General features: G+C 53.1%; 16 protein-coding genes and 1 riboswitch. Of the genes, 10 read left to right on the top strand and 6 right to left on the bottom strand.

Features of this window, described 5'->3' with window-relative positions; all coding sequences use genetic code 11:
• Nucleotides 1-105 precede the first annotated feature (105 nt).
• Complete coding sequence (locus SC127_RS09285) at nucleotides 106-1,008, bottom strand: GntR family transcriptional regulator (RefSeq protein WP_243079919.1); 903 nt, start codon at nucleotides 1,006-1,008, stop codon at nucleotides 106-108.
• Between the two features lie 136 nt (nucleotides 1,009-1,144).
• Here SC127_RS09285 and SC127_RS09280 point away from each other — a divergent pair, with 136 nt between their 5' ends.
• Nucleotides 1,145-2,173, top strand: a complete 1,029-nt coding sequence (locus SC127_RS09280) for a zinc-binding alcohol dehydrogenase family protein (RefSeq protein ID WP_332626022.1) — start codon at nucleotides 1,145-1,147, stop codon at nucleotides 2,171-2,173.
• A gap of 56 nt (nucleotides 2,174-2,229) precedes the next feature.
• Here SC127_RS09280 and SC127_RS09275 read toward each other — a convergent pair whose 3' ends face one another.
• Nucleotides 2,230-3,156: a nucleoside hydrolase gene (locus tag SC127_RS09275; protein ID WP_243079917.1), complete on the bottom strand. Its 927-nt coding sequence runs from the start codon at nucleotides 3,154-3,156 to the stop codon at nucleotides 2,230-2,232.
• 220 nt (nucleotides 3,157-3,376) lie between these two features.
• Between SC127_RS09275 and SC127_RS09270 the strand changes: the two genes are divergently transcribed.
• From SC127_RS09270 to SC127_RS09250, 5 genes are all read left to right on the top strand, one after another.
• Nucleotides 3,377-4,129 (top strand): alpha/beta hydrolase, encoded by a 753-nt coding sequence (locus SC127_RS09270; protein WP_332626021.1) that lies wholly within the window; start codon nucleotides 3,377-3,379, stop codon nucleotides 4,127-4,129.
• Nucleotides 4,130-4,165: 36 nt separating this feature from the next.
• Nucleotides 4,166-4,840: a heavy metal response regulator transcription factor gene (locus SC127_RS09265; RefSeq protein WP_215845301.1), complete on the top strand. Its 675-nt coding sequence runs from the start codon at nucleotides 4,166-4,168 to the stop codon at nucleotides 4,838-4,840.
• The gene (locus tag SC127_RS09260) at nucleotides 4,837-6,228 is read left to right on the top strand and encodes a heavy metal sensor histidine kinase (RefSeq protein WP_332626020.1); all 1,392 of its coding nucleotides are present in this window, start codon (nucleotides 4,837-4,839) and stop codon (nucleotides 6,226-6,228) included. Before SC127_RS09265 ends, SC127_RS09260 begins: the two co-directional genes overlap by 4 nt.
• A 32-nt stretch (nucleotides 6,229-6,260) precedes the next feature.
• Nucleotides 6,261-6,337: riboswitch (Fluoride riboswitch) on the top strand.
• 90 nt (nucleotides 6,338-6,427) lie between these two features.
• The gene (gene crcB / locus SC127_RS09255; RefSeq protein WP_215845303.1) at nucleotides 6,428-6,805 is read left to right on the top strand and encodes a fluoride efflux transporter CrcB; all 378 of its coding nucleotides are present in this window, start codon (nucleotides 6,428-6,430) and stop codon (nucleotides 6,803-6,805) included.
• 138 nt (nucleotides 6,806-6,943) lie between these two features.
• Complete coding sequence (locus SC127_RS09250; RefSeq protein ID WP_243079914.1) at nucleotides 6,944-7,759, top strand: sugar phosphate isomerase/epimerase family protein; 816 nt, start codon at nucleotides 6,944-6,946, stop codon at nucleotides 7,757-7,759.
• Here SC127_RS09250 and SC127_RS09245 read toward each other — a convergent pair.
• Both SC127_RS09245 and SC127_RS09240 read right to left on the bottom strand, forming a co-directional pair.
• Nucleotides 7,756-8,361 (bottom strand): alpha/beta hydrolase, encoded by a 606-nt coding sequence (locus SC127_RS09245; protein WP_332626019.1) that lies wholly within the window; start codon nucleotides 8,359-8,361, stop codon nucleotides 7,756-7,758. The genes SC127_RS09250 and SC127_RS09245 overlap by 4 nt on opposite strands.
• A gap of 9 nt (nucleotides 8,362-8,370) precedes the next feature.
• Nucleotides 8,371-9,312, bottom strand: a complete 942-nt coding sequence (locus SC127_RS09240; RefSeq protein ID WP_332626042.1) for a glutathione S-transferase family protein — start codon at nucleotides 9,310-9,312, stop codon at nucleotides 8,371-8,373.
• Nucleotides 9,313-9,678: 366 nt separating this feature from the next.
• On the opposite strand from SC127_RS09240, the gene SC127_RS09235 reads away from it, so the two are divergent.
• On the top strand, nucleotides 9,679-10,803 hold the full coding sequence (locus SC127_RS09235) for a GNAT family N-acetyltransferase (RefSeq protein WP_332626018.1): 1,125 nt from the start codon (nucleotides 9,679-9,681) through the stop codon (nucleotides 10,801-10,803).
• Here SC127_RS09235 and SC127_RS09230 read toward each other — a convergent pair.
• On the bottom strand, nucleotides 10,800-12,632 hold the full coding sequence (locus SC127_RS09230) for an ABC transporter ATP-binding protein (protein ID WP_332626017.1): 1,833 nt from the start codon (nucleotides 12,630-12,632) through the stop codon (nucleotides 10,800-10,802). The genes SC127_RS09235 and SC127_RS09230 overlap by 4 nt on opposite strands.
• An 82-nt stretch (nucleotides 12,633-12,714) precedes the next feature.
• Between SC127_RS09230 and SC127_RS09225 the strand changes: the two genes are divergently transcribed.
• Entirely contained in the window at nucleotides 12,715-13,212 is a 498-nt protein-coding gene (locus tag SC127_RS09225; RefSeq protein ID WP_215845306.1) for a GNAT family N-acetyltransferase, read from the top strand.
• Nucleotides 13,213-13,251: 39 nt separating this feature from the next.
• Here SC127_RS09225 and SC127_RS09220 read toward each other — a convergent pair whose 3' ends face one another.
• Complete coding sequence (locus SC127_RS09220; protein WP_332626016.1) at nucleotides 13,252-14,169, bottom strand: sugar ABC transporter substrate-binding protein; 918 nt, start codon at nucleotides 14,167-14,169, stop codon at nucleotides 13,252-13,254.
• 421 nt (nucleotides 14,170-14,590) lie between these two features.
• On the opposite strand from SC127_RS09220, the gene SC127_RS09215 reads away from it, so the two are divergent.
• Nucleotides 14,591-15,985: an MFS transporter gene (locus SC127_RS09215; protein ID WP_215845308.1), complete on the top strand. Its 1,395-nt coding sequence runs from the start codon at nucleotides 14,591-14,593 to the stop codon at nucleotides 15,983-15,985.
• Nucleotides 15,986-16,486: 501 nt separating this feature from the next.
• The gene (locus SC127_RS09210; protein ID WP_243079908.1) at nucleotides 16,487-17,653 is read left to right on the top strand and encodes an HD-GYP domain-containing protein; all 1,167 of its coding nucleotides are present in this window, start codon (nucleotides 16,487-16,489) and stop codon (nucleotides 17,651-17,653) included.
• Nucleotides 17,654-17,698 lie beyond the last annotated feature (45 nt).

Genomic DNA, 17,698 nt, shown 5'->3' with positions numbered 1-17,698 from the left:
GCCGCCATGACGTTGCAGTTGAGACTAGAAGCAAAGGGTCAACGATGTTGCAAAGATGTTTCTGATTCGTGCGGGAGCTAATGCTTTGTGGTTTTTAATCGGTTCTTAATTGTACTGACGAATGGATCGCACCATTGAGGTCTTGGCTGTCGTTAGATGATTGTGTAATGCGCACAGCGCATCAACATCTTGTCGGCCAATCAGCGCGGTGAGAATCGCCATATGCTCTTCCAGCGCCACAATATTACGCTGCTTTAAATCACTCTCATCCCATTGATAATGCGAATGAAAAATAACTGAAATAATCTCCAGCGATTGATTAAAAAAAGGATTATTGGCAGCGGATAAAATCAGGGAATGCATCTGCTTATCCAGCGCAGCGAAATGACGATAATTACTGGCGATGGTGTCGCGCATTGATCGATGACGGTTCAGCAGATCGCGCGCCTGAATCCAGCGTTCATCGTCGGCAGGTAAATTGAGGAAGCGGCTCAGTGCATGGGTTTCCAGCATTTCTCGCAGTTCGAACAGCTTCTCAGCGTAATCCTGCGTGAATTTCTTCATTCGCCATTGGCCACGCTTAACCGGTTCCAACAAGTCGTAACGCATAAAGCGCAGCAGGAATTCGCGCACCACCACCGGACTGACTTTCACCTGCTGGGCCAACTGCAACTCGCTAAACGCATCGCCAGGCGTTAACTGACGCTGGTTAATCATATTGAAAAACGCCTGCTCAAACTGACTGGCCTGCTGTTCAATTGGCGGCGTCAGGGCGCTGAAGCCATCTTCTTGAGTAGGATCGCGCACAATAACGTAGGTTTCTTCCACTTTCTCCAGCACGCCACGCTGATGCAGATAATGCAATGTGTGACGCACCGTGGTGCGACTGATGTTAAACATTTCCGCCAGCGCAGCCTGCGGCGGCAGTGGTGAGCGAATGTGGTGCTGCGCAATGCTTTCCAACATCTGGTTGATCACGTTTTGACGCAGGTTTTGACTTCGACTCATGACGCCTCCGGGTTTTTATGCATTAAAAACCATTCAAAGCCCAAAAAAATCGTCGTGCTTCACAGTTCCCACTGTTTAAATCCGCGGTTGCGCTGAGATTCGCCATAAATGCCTGCAAGACAACGGGAGAATCATCATGACGACAATGAAAACGCTGGTTATCGCTGAACCGCGCAAAATGGTTTGGACTACGCGTGACAAGCCGACGCCAGCGGCGGGCGAAGCGCTAATTAAAATTCTCACCGCCGGTATTTGCGGAACCGACATTCATGCCTGGGCAGGCAATCAACCTTTCTTCAGCTATCCACGCGTGTTAGGCCACGAATTGTGTGCCGAAGTCGTGGAGTTGGGCAGCGATGCTCGCGGGTTTGAACGGGGCCAACGCGTAGCGCTGATCCCCTATATTTCCTGCCAGCAATGCGATGCTTGTCAGAGCGGCAAAACTAACTGCTGCGAAAAAATCTCTGTGATTGGTGTTCATCAGGATGGCGGTTTTTGTGAATACCTGAACGTGCCGGTTAGCAATCTGCTGGCCGTGGACGATGTGGCACCCGAAGCTGCCGCACTGATTGAACCCTTCGCTATCAGTGCACATGCAGTGCGCCGCGCCGGAATCGTTGCCGGTGAACATGTTTTAGTCGTGGGAGCCGGGCCGATTGGGTTAGGCGTGGCCGCGATTGCCGCCGCAAACGGTGCAAGCGTGGTGGTAGCAGATACCAGCGAATTCCGTCGCCAGCACGTCAACGATAAGTTGGCATTAGCGGCGCTTAATCCCGCCGACGAAAACTTTTACGATGCGCTGCGCGAGCAGTTTAATGGCCGATTGGCCCTGAAAGTCATTGATGCCACCGGCAGTCCAGCAGCGATGAACAACGCGGTGAATTTAATGCGTCACGGCGGCACCATCGTTTACGTCGGTCTGCATAAAGGTGATTTGGTGATCCCCGACAGCGAGTTTCATAAAAAAGAGACCACGCTAATGGGCAGCCGCAACGCGACGCGTGAAGATTTCGACCGTGTTCGTGCGTTGATGGCCAGCGGAAAATTGCGTGCTGAAATGATGTTAAATGAACACTTCGCTTTCTCAACGCTGGCGGAAGATTTTGAACCGCAGGTGATTAACAATCGTGAGCTGATCAAAGGTGTTATCTATTTTGACCGCTGATGTACTGCGCTAGCCTGGCGGGTTAACCCCATTCTCAAGGATTAACCCGCTTGAAGTCATGATGGCTGTGCGGAAAGGGTAGAGAAGAAGTGCGCGCGTACCGCATCGGCATCGACAGATAACGCAATACGCTGCGCAGGGAGATCGCGAAACGCATCTTCGCGTGATGCTAACCTGCTGAGTTTTCTGACCGTTTGCCCGCTGGCGATGCCTTCAGTGATCACTCTTAGCGGGCTTTCGATCAATGTGAACGCGTGGGGCAAACAGAGCCAGGAAATGGTCAGCGTGTCATGCAGCGCCATGCCGGCAAAACCCTCTTTTGCCAGGCTGTAGGCAAGGTAAGGACGGCAGATGGCACTTAACACGGGCTGGTTCAGCTGATGCACTTCTGCCTCGCGAATTAAGACTTTGTGCGTAACATCCAGCGGCATCAAAACCACCGGTAACGCCGATGACAGTACCTGATCGGCGGCGTGCGGATCCTTCCAGATATTAAATTCACTGAAGGGCGTTACGTTGCCTGAATGGCCTTCTGTACCAAACGCGCCACCCATGATGACCAACTCTTTCACCAGCGGAATGATGTCAGGCGCCTGATTAATGGCGCTGGCGATATTGGTCAGCGGACCAATCGCCACCAGCGTGATGTCATGCGGCTGCGCCCGCACGCTATCAATGATGAACTGCACCGCGCCCGTGGCCTGATCGCTGTGTGGGTTTTCAAAGGCATCACCCAATCCGTCTTCACCGTGCAGTTTAGCGGGCGCACTGGGTGCCTGCGCCAGCGGACGTGAACAGCCGCGATAAACCGGCACATCAATGCCCATTTTTTCACAAAATAGCCGGGCATTTTTTGTCGCTTGCCCAACCGCAACATTACCAAACACGGTAGTGATACCGAGCAAACGCTGGGTTTTTGCTGCATACGCCAACGCAAATGCGTCATCAACGCCGATGTCAGTATCAAAAATCAGAGTGCGCATGGTGTTCTCCGAAAAACGTATTAAGTACCCAGCATTACAGCGATGAGTGCCAGCGCGTCAAGTAACTCTGGCGCGCCTGTTTAGCGCCTGATGTTTACACTGGGTTTCAATGTAATCGAAATAATCGAAACGAACGGTCATTCTTTTGTCATAACTTCCTCACCTCTGTGTCAGAGCCGATTCGTTATCCTCTTCACATCAAATCAATGAGGAAACGATCATGAAAAAGCAAATCATTCTGGCCGCAGGTATGCTGTGTGCTCTGGCAGGAGCAGCGGCACAGGCGGAAACAGTAAAAAATATTGTATTAGTCCACGGCGCCTTTGTAGGCGGTTCGGGCTGGCGTCCGGTTTACGATCGGCTGACGCACGACGGCTATCACGTCACGCTGGTGCAGGAACCGTTAACCGGTTTTACTGACGATGTTGCCGCGACACGGCGCGTGCTTGATCAGCAAGAGGGGTCGGCGATTTTGGTCGGCCACAGCTACGGCGGCGCGATCATTACCGAAGCGGGCAACGACAACCATGTGGCGGGACTGGTCTATATCGCGGCACATGCGCTGGATAATGGGGAAACCGAAGCCAGCAACGGCAAAAAATTCCCTAATAGCGCGCACCCTTTCATGAAAACGCCGGATGGATTTTTGATGATTGCGCCGCAACACTTTCATAGCGACTTTGCTGCCGATTTGACGGCTAAACAAGCCGACTTTGAAGCGCATGCACAGATGCCGACGTCTGCTGCCGTGTTTACCGCCAACATTCCTGATCCTGCATGGAAAACCAAACCCAGCTGGTACATGGTGGCGAAAGCCGACAAAATTATTAATCCCGATCTCGAGCGGATGTACGCCAAACGCGCCCACAGTCACACAGTAGAAGTGGCCGGCGCCAGCCATTCGGTGTATGAATCACATCCTGATGCGGTCGCCAGTTTAATTGAGCAAGCAGCTCAACACGCCAAATCCTGACCACCGGCGCGCCCGCAGATATTCCCGGAGAACACGATGAAAATTCTGGTGATTGAAGACGAGGCGAAGGCCCGTGAATACATGCGACATGGCCTGACGGAAGCGGGTTATGTTGTCGATGTCGCCGCAAATGGCCAGGATGGCCTGTTTTGCGCGCAAGAACACCATTACGATCTGATTTTACTGGATGTCATGATGCCGGAAATGAGCGGCTGGGAAGTGATGGCCTCGCTGGATCAACAGATCCACACGCCCGTGATTTTCCTGACGGCGAAAGGCACGCTAGAGGATCGCATTAAAGGTCTGGAGCTGGGCGCAGATGACTATTTAGTGAAACCGTTCTCGTTTGCTGAGCTGCTGGCACGGGTACGAACGCAGTTGCGACGCGGCAGCCAGCAGAAGCTTCCCGATATTCTGACACTCTCCGACCTGCGGCTTAGCATTGCTAAACGGCGGGTTGAGCGTGCTGGTCAGCGCATCGATCTCACTAATAAAGAGTTCAATCTGCTGCTGCTGTTTATGCAGCATCCCGGCGAGGTGTTAACGCGCACGCTGATCGCTTCACGCGTCTGGGATATGAATTTTGATAGCGATACCAACGTCGTGGATGTGGCGGTGCGCCGCTTACGACAGAAAGTAGATGAACCCTTTTCCCGGCCACTGATTCACACCGTGCACGGCGTCGGTTATCGCTGCGAGGCGGAAGCATGAAACCGCTGTCGCTCACCACGCGGCTGTCGCTGATTCTGGCGTGTACCATGCTGGTAGTGATGGCGTTAACGGGGCTGGCGCTGTATCACTCGCTGGCGAAGCAAATCAGTGTGCGTGATGATGGCGCGTTGCTGGCGCGCATGGATCAAATTCGTACGCTGCTGCGTGATGAGGACGCGATTGCGCTTATTCATCAAAAGCCGCGACTGTTTGCCAACATGTTGGGAAACACCGAGTCGCTATTAATGCTGCGTTTTCCCGGTCAATCGCCACTGATTGAGGTCAATCCTGGCCAGCGCACCTTGCCTGCCATCACGCCGATGTCCGCCGAACAGCCGCTGACGCTCAACGCTGTTCATCATTTACAGTCGTCAGATGGCACGCCGTTTATCGCCGCTGCCGCGCTGGCCAATACGCGTGACGGACCGGGAAAAATAGAAATTGTCACCGGACGTTTGATGACCGAACGTACCCAAACCCTTGCCAGCTATCGTGATCAAATTATCACCTTTACCTTACTGGCTACGCTGTTAGTGGCGTTAATCGCGCATGTTTCCCTGCGCCGAGGTTTGGTTGGGCTACGTCATTTGGCTTCAGAAACGGATGCGATAGATGTTCGCCATCTTTCTCATCGCATTCGACTCACAAAAGTGCCGCTTGAACTCCAGCCGCTGGTGGCGGCGTTTAACCAAATGCTGACGCGACTGGAAACAGGCTATCAGCAGTTGAGTCAGGTCTCAGCGGACATGGCTCACGACCTGCGCACACCCGTGAATACGCTCATCGGGCAAACCGAAGTGGCGCTGCGTCAGCAACGAACGCCCGCTGAATATCAGGCGCTGCTCGGCTCGAATTATGAAGAGCTAGAACGACTGGCAAAGATGATTGATAACATGCTGTTTCTGGCGAAAGCTGAAGATGCCAGCCAGGCGATTGCCCTACAAATCCTGGATCTTGAGAGTTTGGGTACACGCTTAGCAGACTATTTTGAAGGTCTGGCTGAAGAGCGTCAGATGGCGTTACGGGTTGAATTACAGGGCGAAGTGCAGGCCGATCTCGACCTGCTGCTGCGTGCGTTGGCCAATCTACTCGCCAACGCGCTGCGCTATGGTGACAGCGGCAGCGTGATTCGGTTGTTCAGCGAAACAGGCGCGAATGGCGTAACAATCAGCGTGGAAAATCACGGCCCAACCATTCCTTCAGAACGGCAAGCCAGACTGTTTGATCGCTTCTGGCGCGCCGACAGTTCACGTCATCTCTCTTCCAGCGGCAGCGGTTTAGGCTTGTCGATTGTGCGCAGCATAATGCAGTTACATCATGGGCGCTGCGCGGTTCAGAGTGAGCAGGGATTAACCCGCTTCACGCTCTATTTCCCCTTAAAACCCTGAGTTGTCAGCGGCCAATCTCGCGAGTATTATCATCGCCTTAAGGTGATGGCGTTCCACCTTTCCCAACCGCTTGCGGCGTTAATCCGCGGCTGATGACGCCTGACATACACCGTAATCCTCACGCAGGAGCGGATGTGTCAGGCGCGTGTTTTGCCTGCCACCGCGATCCTGCGCGTATCCCTAAACAGGAGCATTACTGATGTTGAAATCTCTGTTAGCCGTGATGTTAGGCGGAGCGGTTGGATGTGCCCTGCGCTGGCTCATTTCACTGCGTTTTAATACGCTGTTTCCTAATCTGCCGCCAGGCACGTTAATCGTGAATCTGGTAGGCGGGTTTGTCATTGGTGCCGCACTGGCGTGGTTCGTAAAAAATCCTCAAATCGACCCAACCTGGAAATTGCTGATCGTCACCGGGTTATGCGGCGGCTTGACCACGTTTTCGACCTTCTCCGCTGAAATTGTCGTGCTGCTACAATCAGGTAAATACCTTTGGGCGATGTCGAGCGTGTTAGTACACGTTATCGGTTCGCTGCTGATGACCTTTGCCGGCTTTGCCGTGGTCAACGTGCTGGGGTAATCCCTGGCGCGGAAAGGCAGCGAAATCGCCCTTGAATTAACCCTAAAGAGGTAGATACTGTTTCAGGTTCAGTAAAGAGTAAAAACAGAACCTGAACGTTAAGTCACCGATTATTCCGGACGATTAAGGAGCACGTTGATGAGCCACAACCCTAAATTCCTTAACCTGGTGTTGTTAAACGGTGGACCCGAGCAAAAATTGCAGGCGGCACGAGAAGCCGGTTTCGATCAGGTCGAAATATGGCGTGAGGATGTACAAGCTTGTGAGCAGGGTGCAGCGGCGTTAGCGCAGTTTGCGGGCCAACAGGGAATAGGTTTTACCAATCTACAAGTGTTACGCGATTTTACCGGCGCATCCGATGGCCTGCGCGTTGAAAAACGCGAGGAGCTACGTCAGTTTATTCAGATCGCGCAGGCGCTGGGCTGCGATACCATTCAGGCACCGGCAACCACACGTGAAGATTGTCTTCCCGAATGCATTGATGACGATTTACGCTGGATGGCGTCGGAAGCCGCCCGCTACAAAATGCGCATCATGTATGAGCCAATGGCATGGTGCAGCGTGGATAACACGCTACCGCTGGCGTGGGAACGTTTGCAGCGTCTCGATCAGCCCAACATCGGTTTAGTGGTGGATCTGTTTCACATTTGCGCCCTTGGCGGCGATGCTTCGCAGCTGGACGGCATTCCTGCCGATCGCATCTATGAAGTGCAACTGTGCGATATGGCGGAAAAACCGTCACAGGATAAACAGGCATTGATCGACACCGCGCGCCATCAACGCCTGTTGCCCGGCGACGGCATCATCAATATTGAACATTTCGTTGATAAGCTGAAAAGTGCCGGTTATCAAGGCCCGGTGGGCATTGAAGTGTTTAACGATGAACTCAAACGCTTGCCGCCCGCCGAAGCGGCACAACACGCGTGGCGAGCATTAAATCGTTACTGGCCTTAATCCTGCAAACACTGGGCGATAAAAGCGGCAGCATGCATCGCGCCTTGCCCTGAAATCGAATGACCCGTTTTGGGTTCAAACAGCGTTTCGGTCGGGACATTGGCGCTTTTAAGCCGATGCGCTGCCGATTCGCTTTCTCTCCACGGAATCACGTTATCGGCGTGCCCGTGAATCAGCATCGCTGGCGTATAAGGCTGCGGCGTTAGGGGGCCATCAAAAGCCAGTCGACCTGAAAAAGCCACCACGCCGGCCAACGGATAACGGCCATCTACCAGCGCATCCAGCGCCATTATTGAGCCTTGTGAAAACCCCACCAGCACGACTTTATCCCACTGATCGGCCATATTGTTTTGCGCCATGATCTCGCTTAGTCGGGCATCAAATGCGGCTCGCGCTTCACGCACGCGGGCTGGGCGATTTTCTACTGTTACACCGGCCAGACTGAACCATTGATAGCCGAATCCCTGCTCAAAAGCATAAGGCGCGTCAGGCGAGGCAAAAACAACATCGGGTAACAATGCAGTCCAATGCTGACCAATCGGAGCAAGATCGTCACCATTACTGCCAACGCCGTGTAAAAATATCACCAATGCTTTTGCCATGTTTATTCCTTAAAAGCCGTAATCGCTCAGGTCTGGGCCTGCGGGCACAATGCCGTTGGGGTTCAGCGCCTTGATCGAGTAATAACCCTGTTTAATATGATCAATATTGACGGTTTCGCGCACGCCAGACACCGACAGCATGCTCTTCAGGTAGCGGTTGAGCAACGGATAGTCACGTACCCGGCGCAAGTTGCATTTAAACAACCCGAAGTAGGCCGCATCAAAACGAATCAGCGTGACAAACAAGCGGATATCCGCCTCGGTGATACGCTCGCCAAGCAGAAAAGTGCGGCCATCTTGTAGGCGCGTTTCCAGCTCATCCATTTGCTCAAACACCTCATTACATGCTTGCTGATAGCTGATTTGCGTGGTGGCAAATCCCGCCCGGTAGACGCCATTATTCAGGCGTGGATAGATTTGCGCGTTCAGGGCATCAATCTCTTCACGCAGACATTCAGGATAGAGATTGATGCGGTTATCCGCCAAACCGCCAAACCCGCTGTTCAGCATTCGCACAATATCAGCGGATTCGTTATTTACAATGGTGACGGTCTTTTTATCCCACAATACCGGTACCGTGGCGCGACCGGTAAAGTCAGCGTCAGCGCGGGTATAAAGTTCGTGCAGATATTCTGCGCCGTTTACGCTGTCGCGATCAGCGCCCGGATAATCACCGAAACGCCAGCCTTGCTCACTTAGTAGCGGTTCAACCACCGACACGCTAATCAGTGATTCCAACCCTTTGAGTTTACGGGTAATCAATGTACGTGATGCCCAAGGACAAATCAGCGCAACATAGAGATGATAGCGATCGGGTTCGGCAGCAAACTCCGTTGAGCCATCGCTGCTGATCCTGTCGCGGAAGCGTGAAGTCTGGCGAACAAATCCGCCTTGCTTATCGGTGGCCTGCACCGGATGCCATTCTGCACTCCATTTGCCGTTCACTAACATCATTCTGCTCCTCTATGGTAATAAGAAGCAGCTTAACCCGCTGCGGGTTCAGTGATAATCCGGTCCAAAAGGTAAACGTTATTTCCAAAATGGAAAGAATAGTCGCGGTGATACGTTAAGCGGATACGGAGTGAAAATAGGCGACATCCACATCGAGCAGCTAGCGTGATGTCTGTGCCAAATGACGAGTGAGCGGGTAAAATGCGCACCATCGAACGGGTGCAGTTTCAATGCGTTGTCATCACGGAACGATCTCTCCCGTTCGATCAATAGATAACGTCTGGCCGCTGCTGATACCATTACACTTTCCCTCTACTCAAAAACCTGCTTGACTGACGGTTCGCCCGTTCTTGTCTGGAGTTGTTGATGTCACTGATTCACCTGACTTCGTTAGCAGAGATTGCTGCCGCCGAATGGGATGCGCTGTTACCTGATGATCAACCTTTTTTACGCCACGCCTTTCTGTCCAGTCTGGAGGAGAGCGGCAGCGTGCGCGCTGAATCGGGCTGGCAACCGGATCATCTGCTGTGGCGTGAAAACGGCGTGCTGCGCGCTGCTATTCCTGGCTATCGCAAGCGTCACTCGCAGGGCGAATATGTATTTGATCATGCATGGGCCGATGCCAGCCAGCGTGCAGGAATCCGTTATTATCCAAAATGGCTTGGGGCCATTCCTTTCAGTCCGGTCACGGGCGCACGTCTGATTGGCGCGCCCGACGCGGCGGCACAATTGCTGGCAGCCTTACCGGAAACGCTGCTAAAAAACGGATTGAGCGGCGCGCACATTAATTTTACCGATGCGCAGGCCAATCATCTGCTGCACGAGCAGCCCAACTGGCTTGAACGCTGGGGCCTGCAGTATCACTGGCACAATCGCGGCTACCGCGACTTTCAGGATTTCCTCGACACGTTGATGTCACGCAAGCGTAAACAGCTGCGCAAAGAGCGTGAACAGGTGACGCAGAGTGGCTTTGAATTCAGCGGGTATCGCGGCGATCAGCTCCGTGAAGATCAGTGGGATTTTGTGTATACCTGTTACGCCAACACTTACGCAGTGCGCGGCCAGCGGCCCTATTTAACGCGCAATTTCTTTAGTTTGCTGGCGGAGCGGATGCCAGAAAATATCCGCGTGGTGATTGCGCACCTTCAGCAGCAGCCCGCAGCGATGGCGTTTTACCTCAAAGATGAACACGCACTGTATGGACGTTATTGGGGATGTTTAGCCGAATTTGACCGGCTGCATTTTGAAACCTGTTTCTATCAGGGAATGGATTTTGCCATTGCAGAAGGATTGCAGCGTTTTGATGCGGGCGCACAAGGCGAACATAAACTGGTGCGCGGCTTTGAGCCGCATATTACCCACTCGTGGCATTACTTAATGCATCCGGGATTGCGTGAAGCGGTGGATGATTTTCTTCAGCGAGAAAGGGAGGGCGTACGCGCCTGGGAAGAGGAGGCGCGCGACGCCTTGCCCTATCGACGCGGTGATTAATCGGTGCCGACAAAGCCGCCGGTTTGATGCTGCCACAAGCGGGCGTACAGTCCGTTTTGCGCCAGCAACTCGCGGTGGCTGCCCATCTCGACAATCTCACCTTTCTCCAGCACCACTAAGCGGTCCATCTTGGCGATGGTCGACAAGCGGTGAGCGATAGCAATCACCGTTTTGCCCTGCATCAGCGATTCCAGGCTCTCCTGAATAGCCGCTTCGACTTCCGAGTCGAGTGCCGATGTGGCTTCATCCATGATCAAAATCGGCGCATCTTTCAGCAGCACGCGCGCAATCGCCACACGTTGACGCTGCCCGCCAGAAAGCTTCACGCCGCGCTCACCAACTTGCGCATCCAGCCCGGTACGTCCTTGCGGGTCAGAGAGCAGCGGAATGAATTCATCTGCGCGGGCGCGATGAATAGCCAATTGCAGCGCTTGTTCGCTGGCATCGGGGCGGCCATACAGCAGGTTTTCCCGAATCGAACGGTGCAGCAGTGAGGTATCTTGGGTGATCATACCAATCTGGCTGCGCAAGCTTTCTTGGGTAACTTCCGCGATATTCTGGCCATCAATTACGATGCGGCCCCCGTTCAGGTCATACAGCCGCAGCAGCAGGTTAACCAGGGTGGATTTGCCCGCGCCAGACGGGCCAATCAGCCCAATCTTCTCGCCCGGTTTGATGTCGAGATTAAGGCGATTGATGACCTGACGGCCGCCGCCGTAATCAAAGCGCACATCCTCAAAGCGGATATTGCCGCGTGTCACTTCAAGGTTTTTGGCTTTTGGCGCATCCTGCACGCTCAGCGGCTGGGCGATGGTATTCAGGCCATCCTGCACCATGCCGATATTTTCAAAAATGCCGTTCACCACCCACATGATCCAACCGGACATGTTGACCAGGCGGATCACCAAACCAGTTGCCAGTGCGATAGCACCGACGCTGATCAGCGACTCGCTCCAGAGCCACAGCGCCAGCCCGGAAGTGGAGACTATCAGCAGGCCATTCAACGCTGATAAGGTCAGATCCATGCTCGTAACCATGCGGCTGGCGTGCTGCGTTTTGTTGGTCTGTTCCTGAATCGCTTCGCGGGCATATTTGCGTTCCAGGTCGCTGTGGGCAAAGAGTTTGATGGTGGTGATATTGGTGTAGCCATCGACAATCGTGCCCATCAATTTTGAACGCGCTTCTGAAGAGACCACTGAACGCGCTTTCACGCGTGGCACAAAAAAGCGCAGCGAGGCGGCATAAGCAACAATCCAGATAATCAGTGGGATCATCAATCGCCAGTCCGCTTCGGCGAACAGAATCAGCGAGGTTACGGAATAGATCAGCACGTGCCAGATGGCATCCACCAGTTGTACTGATGAATCTCTGAGCGCATTGCCGGTTTGCATGATGCGCTGCGCAATGCGTCCAGCGAAGTCGTTCTGGAAGAAGTTCAGGCTCTGGCGCAACACATAGTTGTGGTGCTGCCAGCGGATCATACTGGTCATACTGGGGTTAATACTTTGATGCACCAGCATGTCATGCAGCGCGATAAAGATGGGTCGCAGAATCAAGGCGACACATCCCATCCAGAGCAGAATTTGCCAGTTGTCGCGGAACAAGCTGGCGGGCGTTGAATGATTGACCAGGTCGATGATGCGGCTCAGGTAGCTGAAAAGCGCAACCTCCACCAACGCCGATCCAAGCCCAACCACCAACAGCGCCGCAAAACTGGGCCACACCTGACGCAAATAATACGCGTAAAAGGGCCAGACTGATGAGGGCGGCGATTCGGTGGGCGCATCCTGAAAAATATTGATAAAACGTTCAAAACGGCGATACAACATAGAATCACTCTTTCCAACCGATAAAGAATTACAGCTTAGTGCAATTTGGTGCAGTGAAACCCACCGTCTAACAGGAGAAAATATGGAAATTACCGTTCGTGGACGTGAACCCAGCGATGCTGCGGCTTATCAGCGTTTGTACAGCCATCCTGATGTTTATCCCTGGACGCTTCAGCTGCCGTATCCGAGCGTAGCGACCTGGGAAAAGAAATTTTTGAAAATGGATGCTGAAGGATTCATCGCTTTTGTTGCTGAAATTGACGGCAAAATGGTGGGCGAATTAACCCTGTTTGTTGAAAACAGGCCGCGGACGCGCCACTGCATCAGTTTTGGCATTGGTGTTGATCCGGCCTTTGCCGGGCGCGGCGTGGGCGAGCGATTGATTCGTACCGGGATAGATTACGCGCAAAACTGGCTGGGCGTGACGCGCATCGAACTGGAAGTGTTTCACGATAATCACCGCGCGCTGCGCTTGTATGAGCGTCTTGGGTTTGAGCGTGAAGGCGTACGGCGTCAGGCATCGCTGCGTGACGGAAAACGGCATGACGTGGTGATGATGGCGAAGCTGCTGGATAGTTAACCAAGCCCGGAGCGGCGGACAGGCCGCTCCGGTTTCAGGTTATTTACTTTTATTGACGTACTGCTGCATGTTCTCTTTAGTGACCAACTCAAACGGGATCCACTGATGCGAATCCACTTTTTCGCGTTTTATTAAACGCTGCGCCACCTCAACAGACTTTTTGCCTTGTCCCACCGCATCCTGAAATACCGTGACCTGCATGCTGCCGTTAGCCATCGATTTTAATCCATCCGGCGTGGCATCAATGCCGCCGACCAGAATGTTTTTCTTCGGTTTTGCCTGCGCGATGGCCATGGTGGCACCAATCGCCATTTCGTCGTTATTGGCCGCAACAATGTCGATATCTTCACCGTTCGACAGCCAGTTCAACATCAAATCCATGCCTTCGCTGCGTGAATAGTTGGCGGTTTGTTTCAGCACCACTTTCATGTTGGGGTATTTCGCCACCACTTGCTCAACGTCTTTGGTACGCTGCAATGCACCCGCATCGGTGAGGTTGCCAATCATGATGGCGACGTTGCCGCGATAGTTAGCCATTTTTGCCAGCGCTTCCATCTGCAACACGCCCGATTCACGTTCGTCAGAACCCACAAACACCACGCCCGGCGGCAGCGTTTTATCGCCTGGCGTACGGTTAACAAACACCAGCGGAATTTTTGCCTGTTGCGCCAGCTTGGTGAGCGCAGGCGTGCTGGCAGAATCAACCGGATCGACAATGATGGCGTCTACACCTGAGCCGATAAAGCTCTGTACCTGATCGGTTTGCCGACCGACATCGCCGCGCGCATCTTCAAACTGCGATTCCAGCCCCTGCGTTTTAGCCTCTTTATCAATCGACTGACGAATAATGGTGAGAAAGTTTTGGTCAAAGTAAGCCATCGATACGCCGATTTTTTCAGCCAGCGCCGAAGCGGAGAGACTCATCATGCACAGCATTACTAACGCTTTCTTTTTCATTGCAGACTCCGCAGGCTATTTTTGGAATTTTCTTTTCATTAATAAAGGAAATGGTTTAATGAATTCATTTGCAGCCTACGAGTCGGCGCGTGCTTTGACAATTGCCTGATTTTACTCTTGCAAGCGGGTGCACACTTTGCTGAAAAAATTTATGCTGCATAGCGTTCTCTGGTGCTGATTTCTCAGACACGGCGCACATTCCACGGCAAAAATGGCGTACTTTTTCAGCTTATGTGCAGCGTCGCACTGCGCATTGTGGCAGTTGCCAAAATTAGCGCTAAACATGGCCGACAATCTCACCATTCGCACAATGACCTTTAGTTAGGCTCCTATCTATATTTTCTTCACAAGGGAATCTCAGCGGTATTCCTGAAAAAAAACTATGCGGCAGGACGCTGCCCCTTTTTAAGGAATTCACCTCATGTTGAAAGATAAGCTCGCGACGAAAACCTCGCATGTTCGTATCTGGATTTTGTGTCTGATCCTCTTTTTATCGGTGGTGGCCTATGCTGACCGTTCGATCCTGTCGATCTCAGGATCGGCGATCAAAGATGAATTTGGCCTGTCCGCGATCCAGCTTGGGCTGATCCTGTCGGCATTCAGTTGGGCATATGTGATCGGCCAAATCCCCGGCGGACTTTTTCTGGATCGTTTTGGGGCTAAAAAAGTCTATGGCGTCACGCTGGCGCTCTGGTCGGTATCTACCATCGCGATGGGATTTGTCGGTGAGTTTTCCAGCGGCATGACAGGTGCACTGATACTGATGTTTGGCCTGCGTTTCCTGCTGGGATTGATAGAAGCACCCAGCTTTCCTGCCAACGCCCGCGTGGTGATCATGTGGTTTCCTGGCGCTGAACGCGGTCGTGCGTCGTCGCTGTTTAGCTCGGCGCAGTACTTTGCTGTCGCTATTTTTTCGCCGCTTTCTGCCTGGCTGGTTTCACGTCACGGTTGGGAATGGCCTTTCTTTGTGCTTGGCGGCATTGGCGTGCTGGCGGTGTTTGTTTGGGCAACCTATATGCGTGAACCGCGCAATCATCCTGGCGTGTCGGAAAACGAATTCCGCCACATCGTTGAGGGTGGCGCGCTGGTGGATATCGACTCAGCCAAAACACTGAAAGAGCGTCCGGCACTGAGCAAAGCGATGTTCAAAAAACTGCTGACCAACCGCATGTTGTGGTGTGCCTATCTCGGCCAGTACTGCATCATCGCGCTGAGCTACTTCTTCATCACCTGGTTTCCTATCTATCTGGTTCAGGCGCGCGGCATGAACATCATGGATGCCGGTTTAGCCACCATTGCACCGGCGCTGTTTGGCTTCCTCGGCGGCATCAGCGGCGGTTATATCTCTGACAAACTGCTGGCCAGAGGCTGGAGCGTTTCCTGGGCGCGTAAAACGCCTTACATCGTGGGTATGTTGATGGCAGCCAGCTTGATTCTGGCGGCAGTGATCCCCAGCAATGTGGGCATTATCGCCATCATGTCGTTTGCTTTCTTTGGCAAAGGTGTGGCGGCAGGCGCAGGAACCTGGACCGTGATCAGCGATACCGCACCCAAAGAAGCGGTTGGCCTGGCGGGCGCAATCTTTAACGGTATCGGTAATATCGCGGGTTTCACCACGCCGCTGCTGTTCGGCATCATTGTGGGTTTGACCGGCAGTTACAGTATCGGTTTGGTGTTTGTCGGCGCGCACTGCGTGATTGCCGCAGTATTGTTCCTGTTTGTAATGGGCCCTATCGAACGTGTCGGGGAAGAGCAGCAGGAAAATCACCAAGGCTTCGAAAAACAGGGGAAAGAAGATGGCATTAAAGCAATTTAACGTGCTGATAAAGGGCCCCCATAAATGCGGGGTCGTCTGTCCCCCACCTCAATCCTCCTTAAGTGCGAGGCCGTTTGTCCCCCACCTCAGTCCTCCCCCATATATGGGGGAGGAAGACGCTGCCACATGCGAGTAATGAAGCTGCATGTTGCAGCGTCTCCTTCCCCCGCGTTGCGGGGGGAGGCCGGGATGGGGGACAGCGCGCAGATGAGGCCGTTTGTCCCCCACCTCAATCCTCCCCCATACATGGGGGGAGGAAGACGCTGCCATATGTTAGTGATGAAGCTGCATGTTGCAGCGTCTCCTTCCCCCGCAGTGCGGGGGAAGGCCGGGATGGGGGACAGCGCGCAGATGAGGCCGTTTGACAGTGCGCAGAGGACAGGAGACAGCGCGCACAATCCCCGTCTCGTCGTACCACACAGTTTGCACAAAACCTGTTGAAGAATATTTGTTCAGCTGCCGATATCACCCTACCACCCGCTGATATTAAGGAGTGATATCGTGATAAAGCTGATTGCCGTTGGCGAACTGCGGCTCGGAATGTTCATCCACAAACTGGACGTTTGGTGGATGAAAGACAAGCGCATTCGCAACCAAATGCTGATCACTGATCCTCATCAGATCATCACTTTACGTAACGAAGGGATCCAATCGATCTGGATCGATCTCGATAAATCGGTACAGGCCCCGCTTGCGCCAGCAGTAGAAAAAAAAGCTATTCCACGTACGCCGTTTTTTCAGGAACTGGATAAGGCGCAGCTGATCTTTCAGCAGGGCAAGCCGAAAGTGTTAGCGATGTTCAACGAAGCGCGTCTGGGTAACAGCCTCGATCTCTCTTTTATGATCGATTTAGTCGATGAAATCGCCGGATCCATTGAGCGTGAACCTTCTGCTTTGCTGAGCGTGGCGCGGCTAAAAAGCCACGATGATTACACCTATCTGCATTCCATGGCGGTCTGCGGCTTGATGATCTCACTGGGTAAAACATTGGGTCTCAACGAACAGCAGCTTCGTCGCGTGGGTATGGGCGGCTTGCTGCATGACGTGGGCAAGGCGGCGGTGCCGCTGGATATTCTCAATAAGCCCACCAAGCTGACAGAGGAAGAGTTCAACGTCATGCGTCAGCATCCCATTATCGGAGCACAGATTTTAATGGAGGCTGACGCTGACGAAGATCTACTGGATATTGCCCTGCATCACCATGAAAGATATGACGGAAATGGCTATCCACATGGGCTGAAAGGCGAACAGATTACACGGTTCGCTCGCATGGCGGCAGTGTGCGATGTTTACGATGCACTGACGTCGACGCGTGTTTATCGTAAAGGCTGGACGCCCGCAGAAGCGATGCACAACATGCTGAGCTGGCGCGGTCATTTTGACAGCCACCTGCTCAATAGTTTTGTGCGCACTATTGGCATTTATCCGGTGGGATCGCTGGTACGTCTGGCATCGGGCCGGGTTGCGCTGGTGGTAAAGGCAGGCGAAAAATCCCTGTTGCGTCCTTGTGTTCACGTATTCTGGTCGCTGCATGCCCAGCGCGAAATGAAGCCTGAAATAGTCGATCTCGGTGACAGCTTTTGTACTGACAGTATTGTTAGCGCAGAAGAGAGCAATTTATGGATAAACGTCGATCTCAACCGTATTTGGGCGCTGCATGCGGCTTAAGCGCCGCCTATTAATGCAGCCTGCATACCCCACATAAAACGCCTG

It is taken from the genome of Pantoea sp. T14, assembly GCF_036663535.1.
GTDB lineage: Bacteria > Pseudomonadota > Gammaproteobacteria > Enterobacterales > Enterobacteriaceae > Pantoea > Pantoea phytostimulans.
The sequence above is the reverse complement of the archived record's forward strand: the minus strand, read 5'-3'. Positions and strand labels throughout refer to the sequence as shown.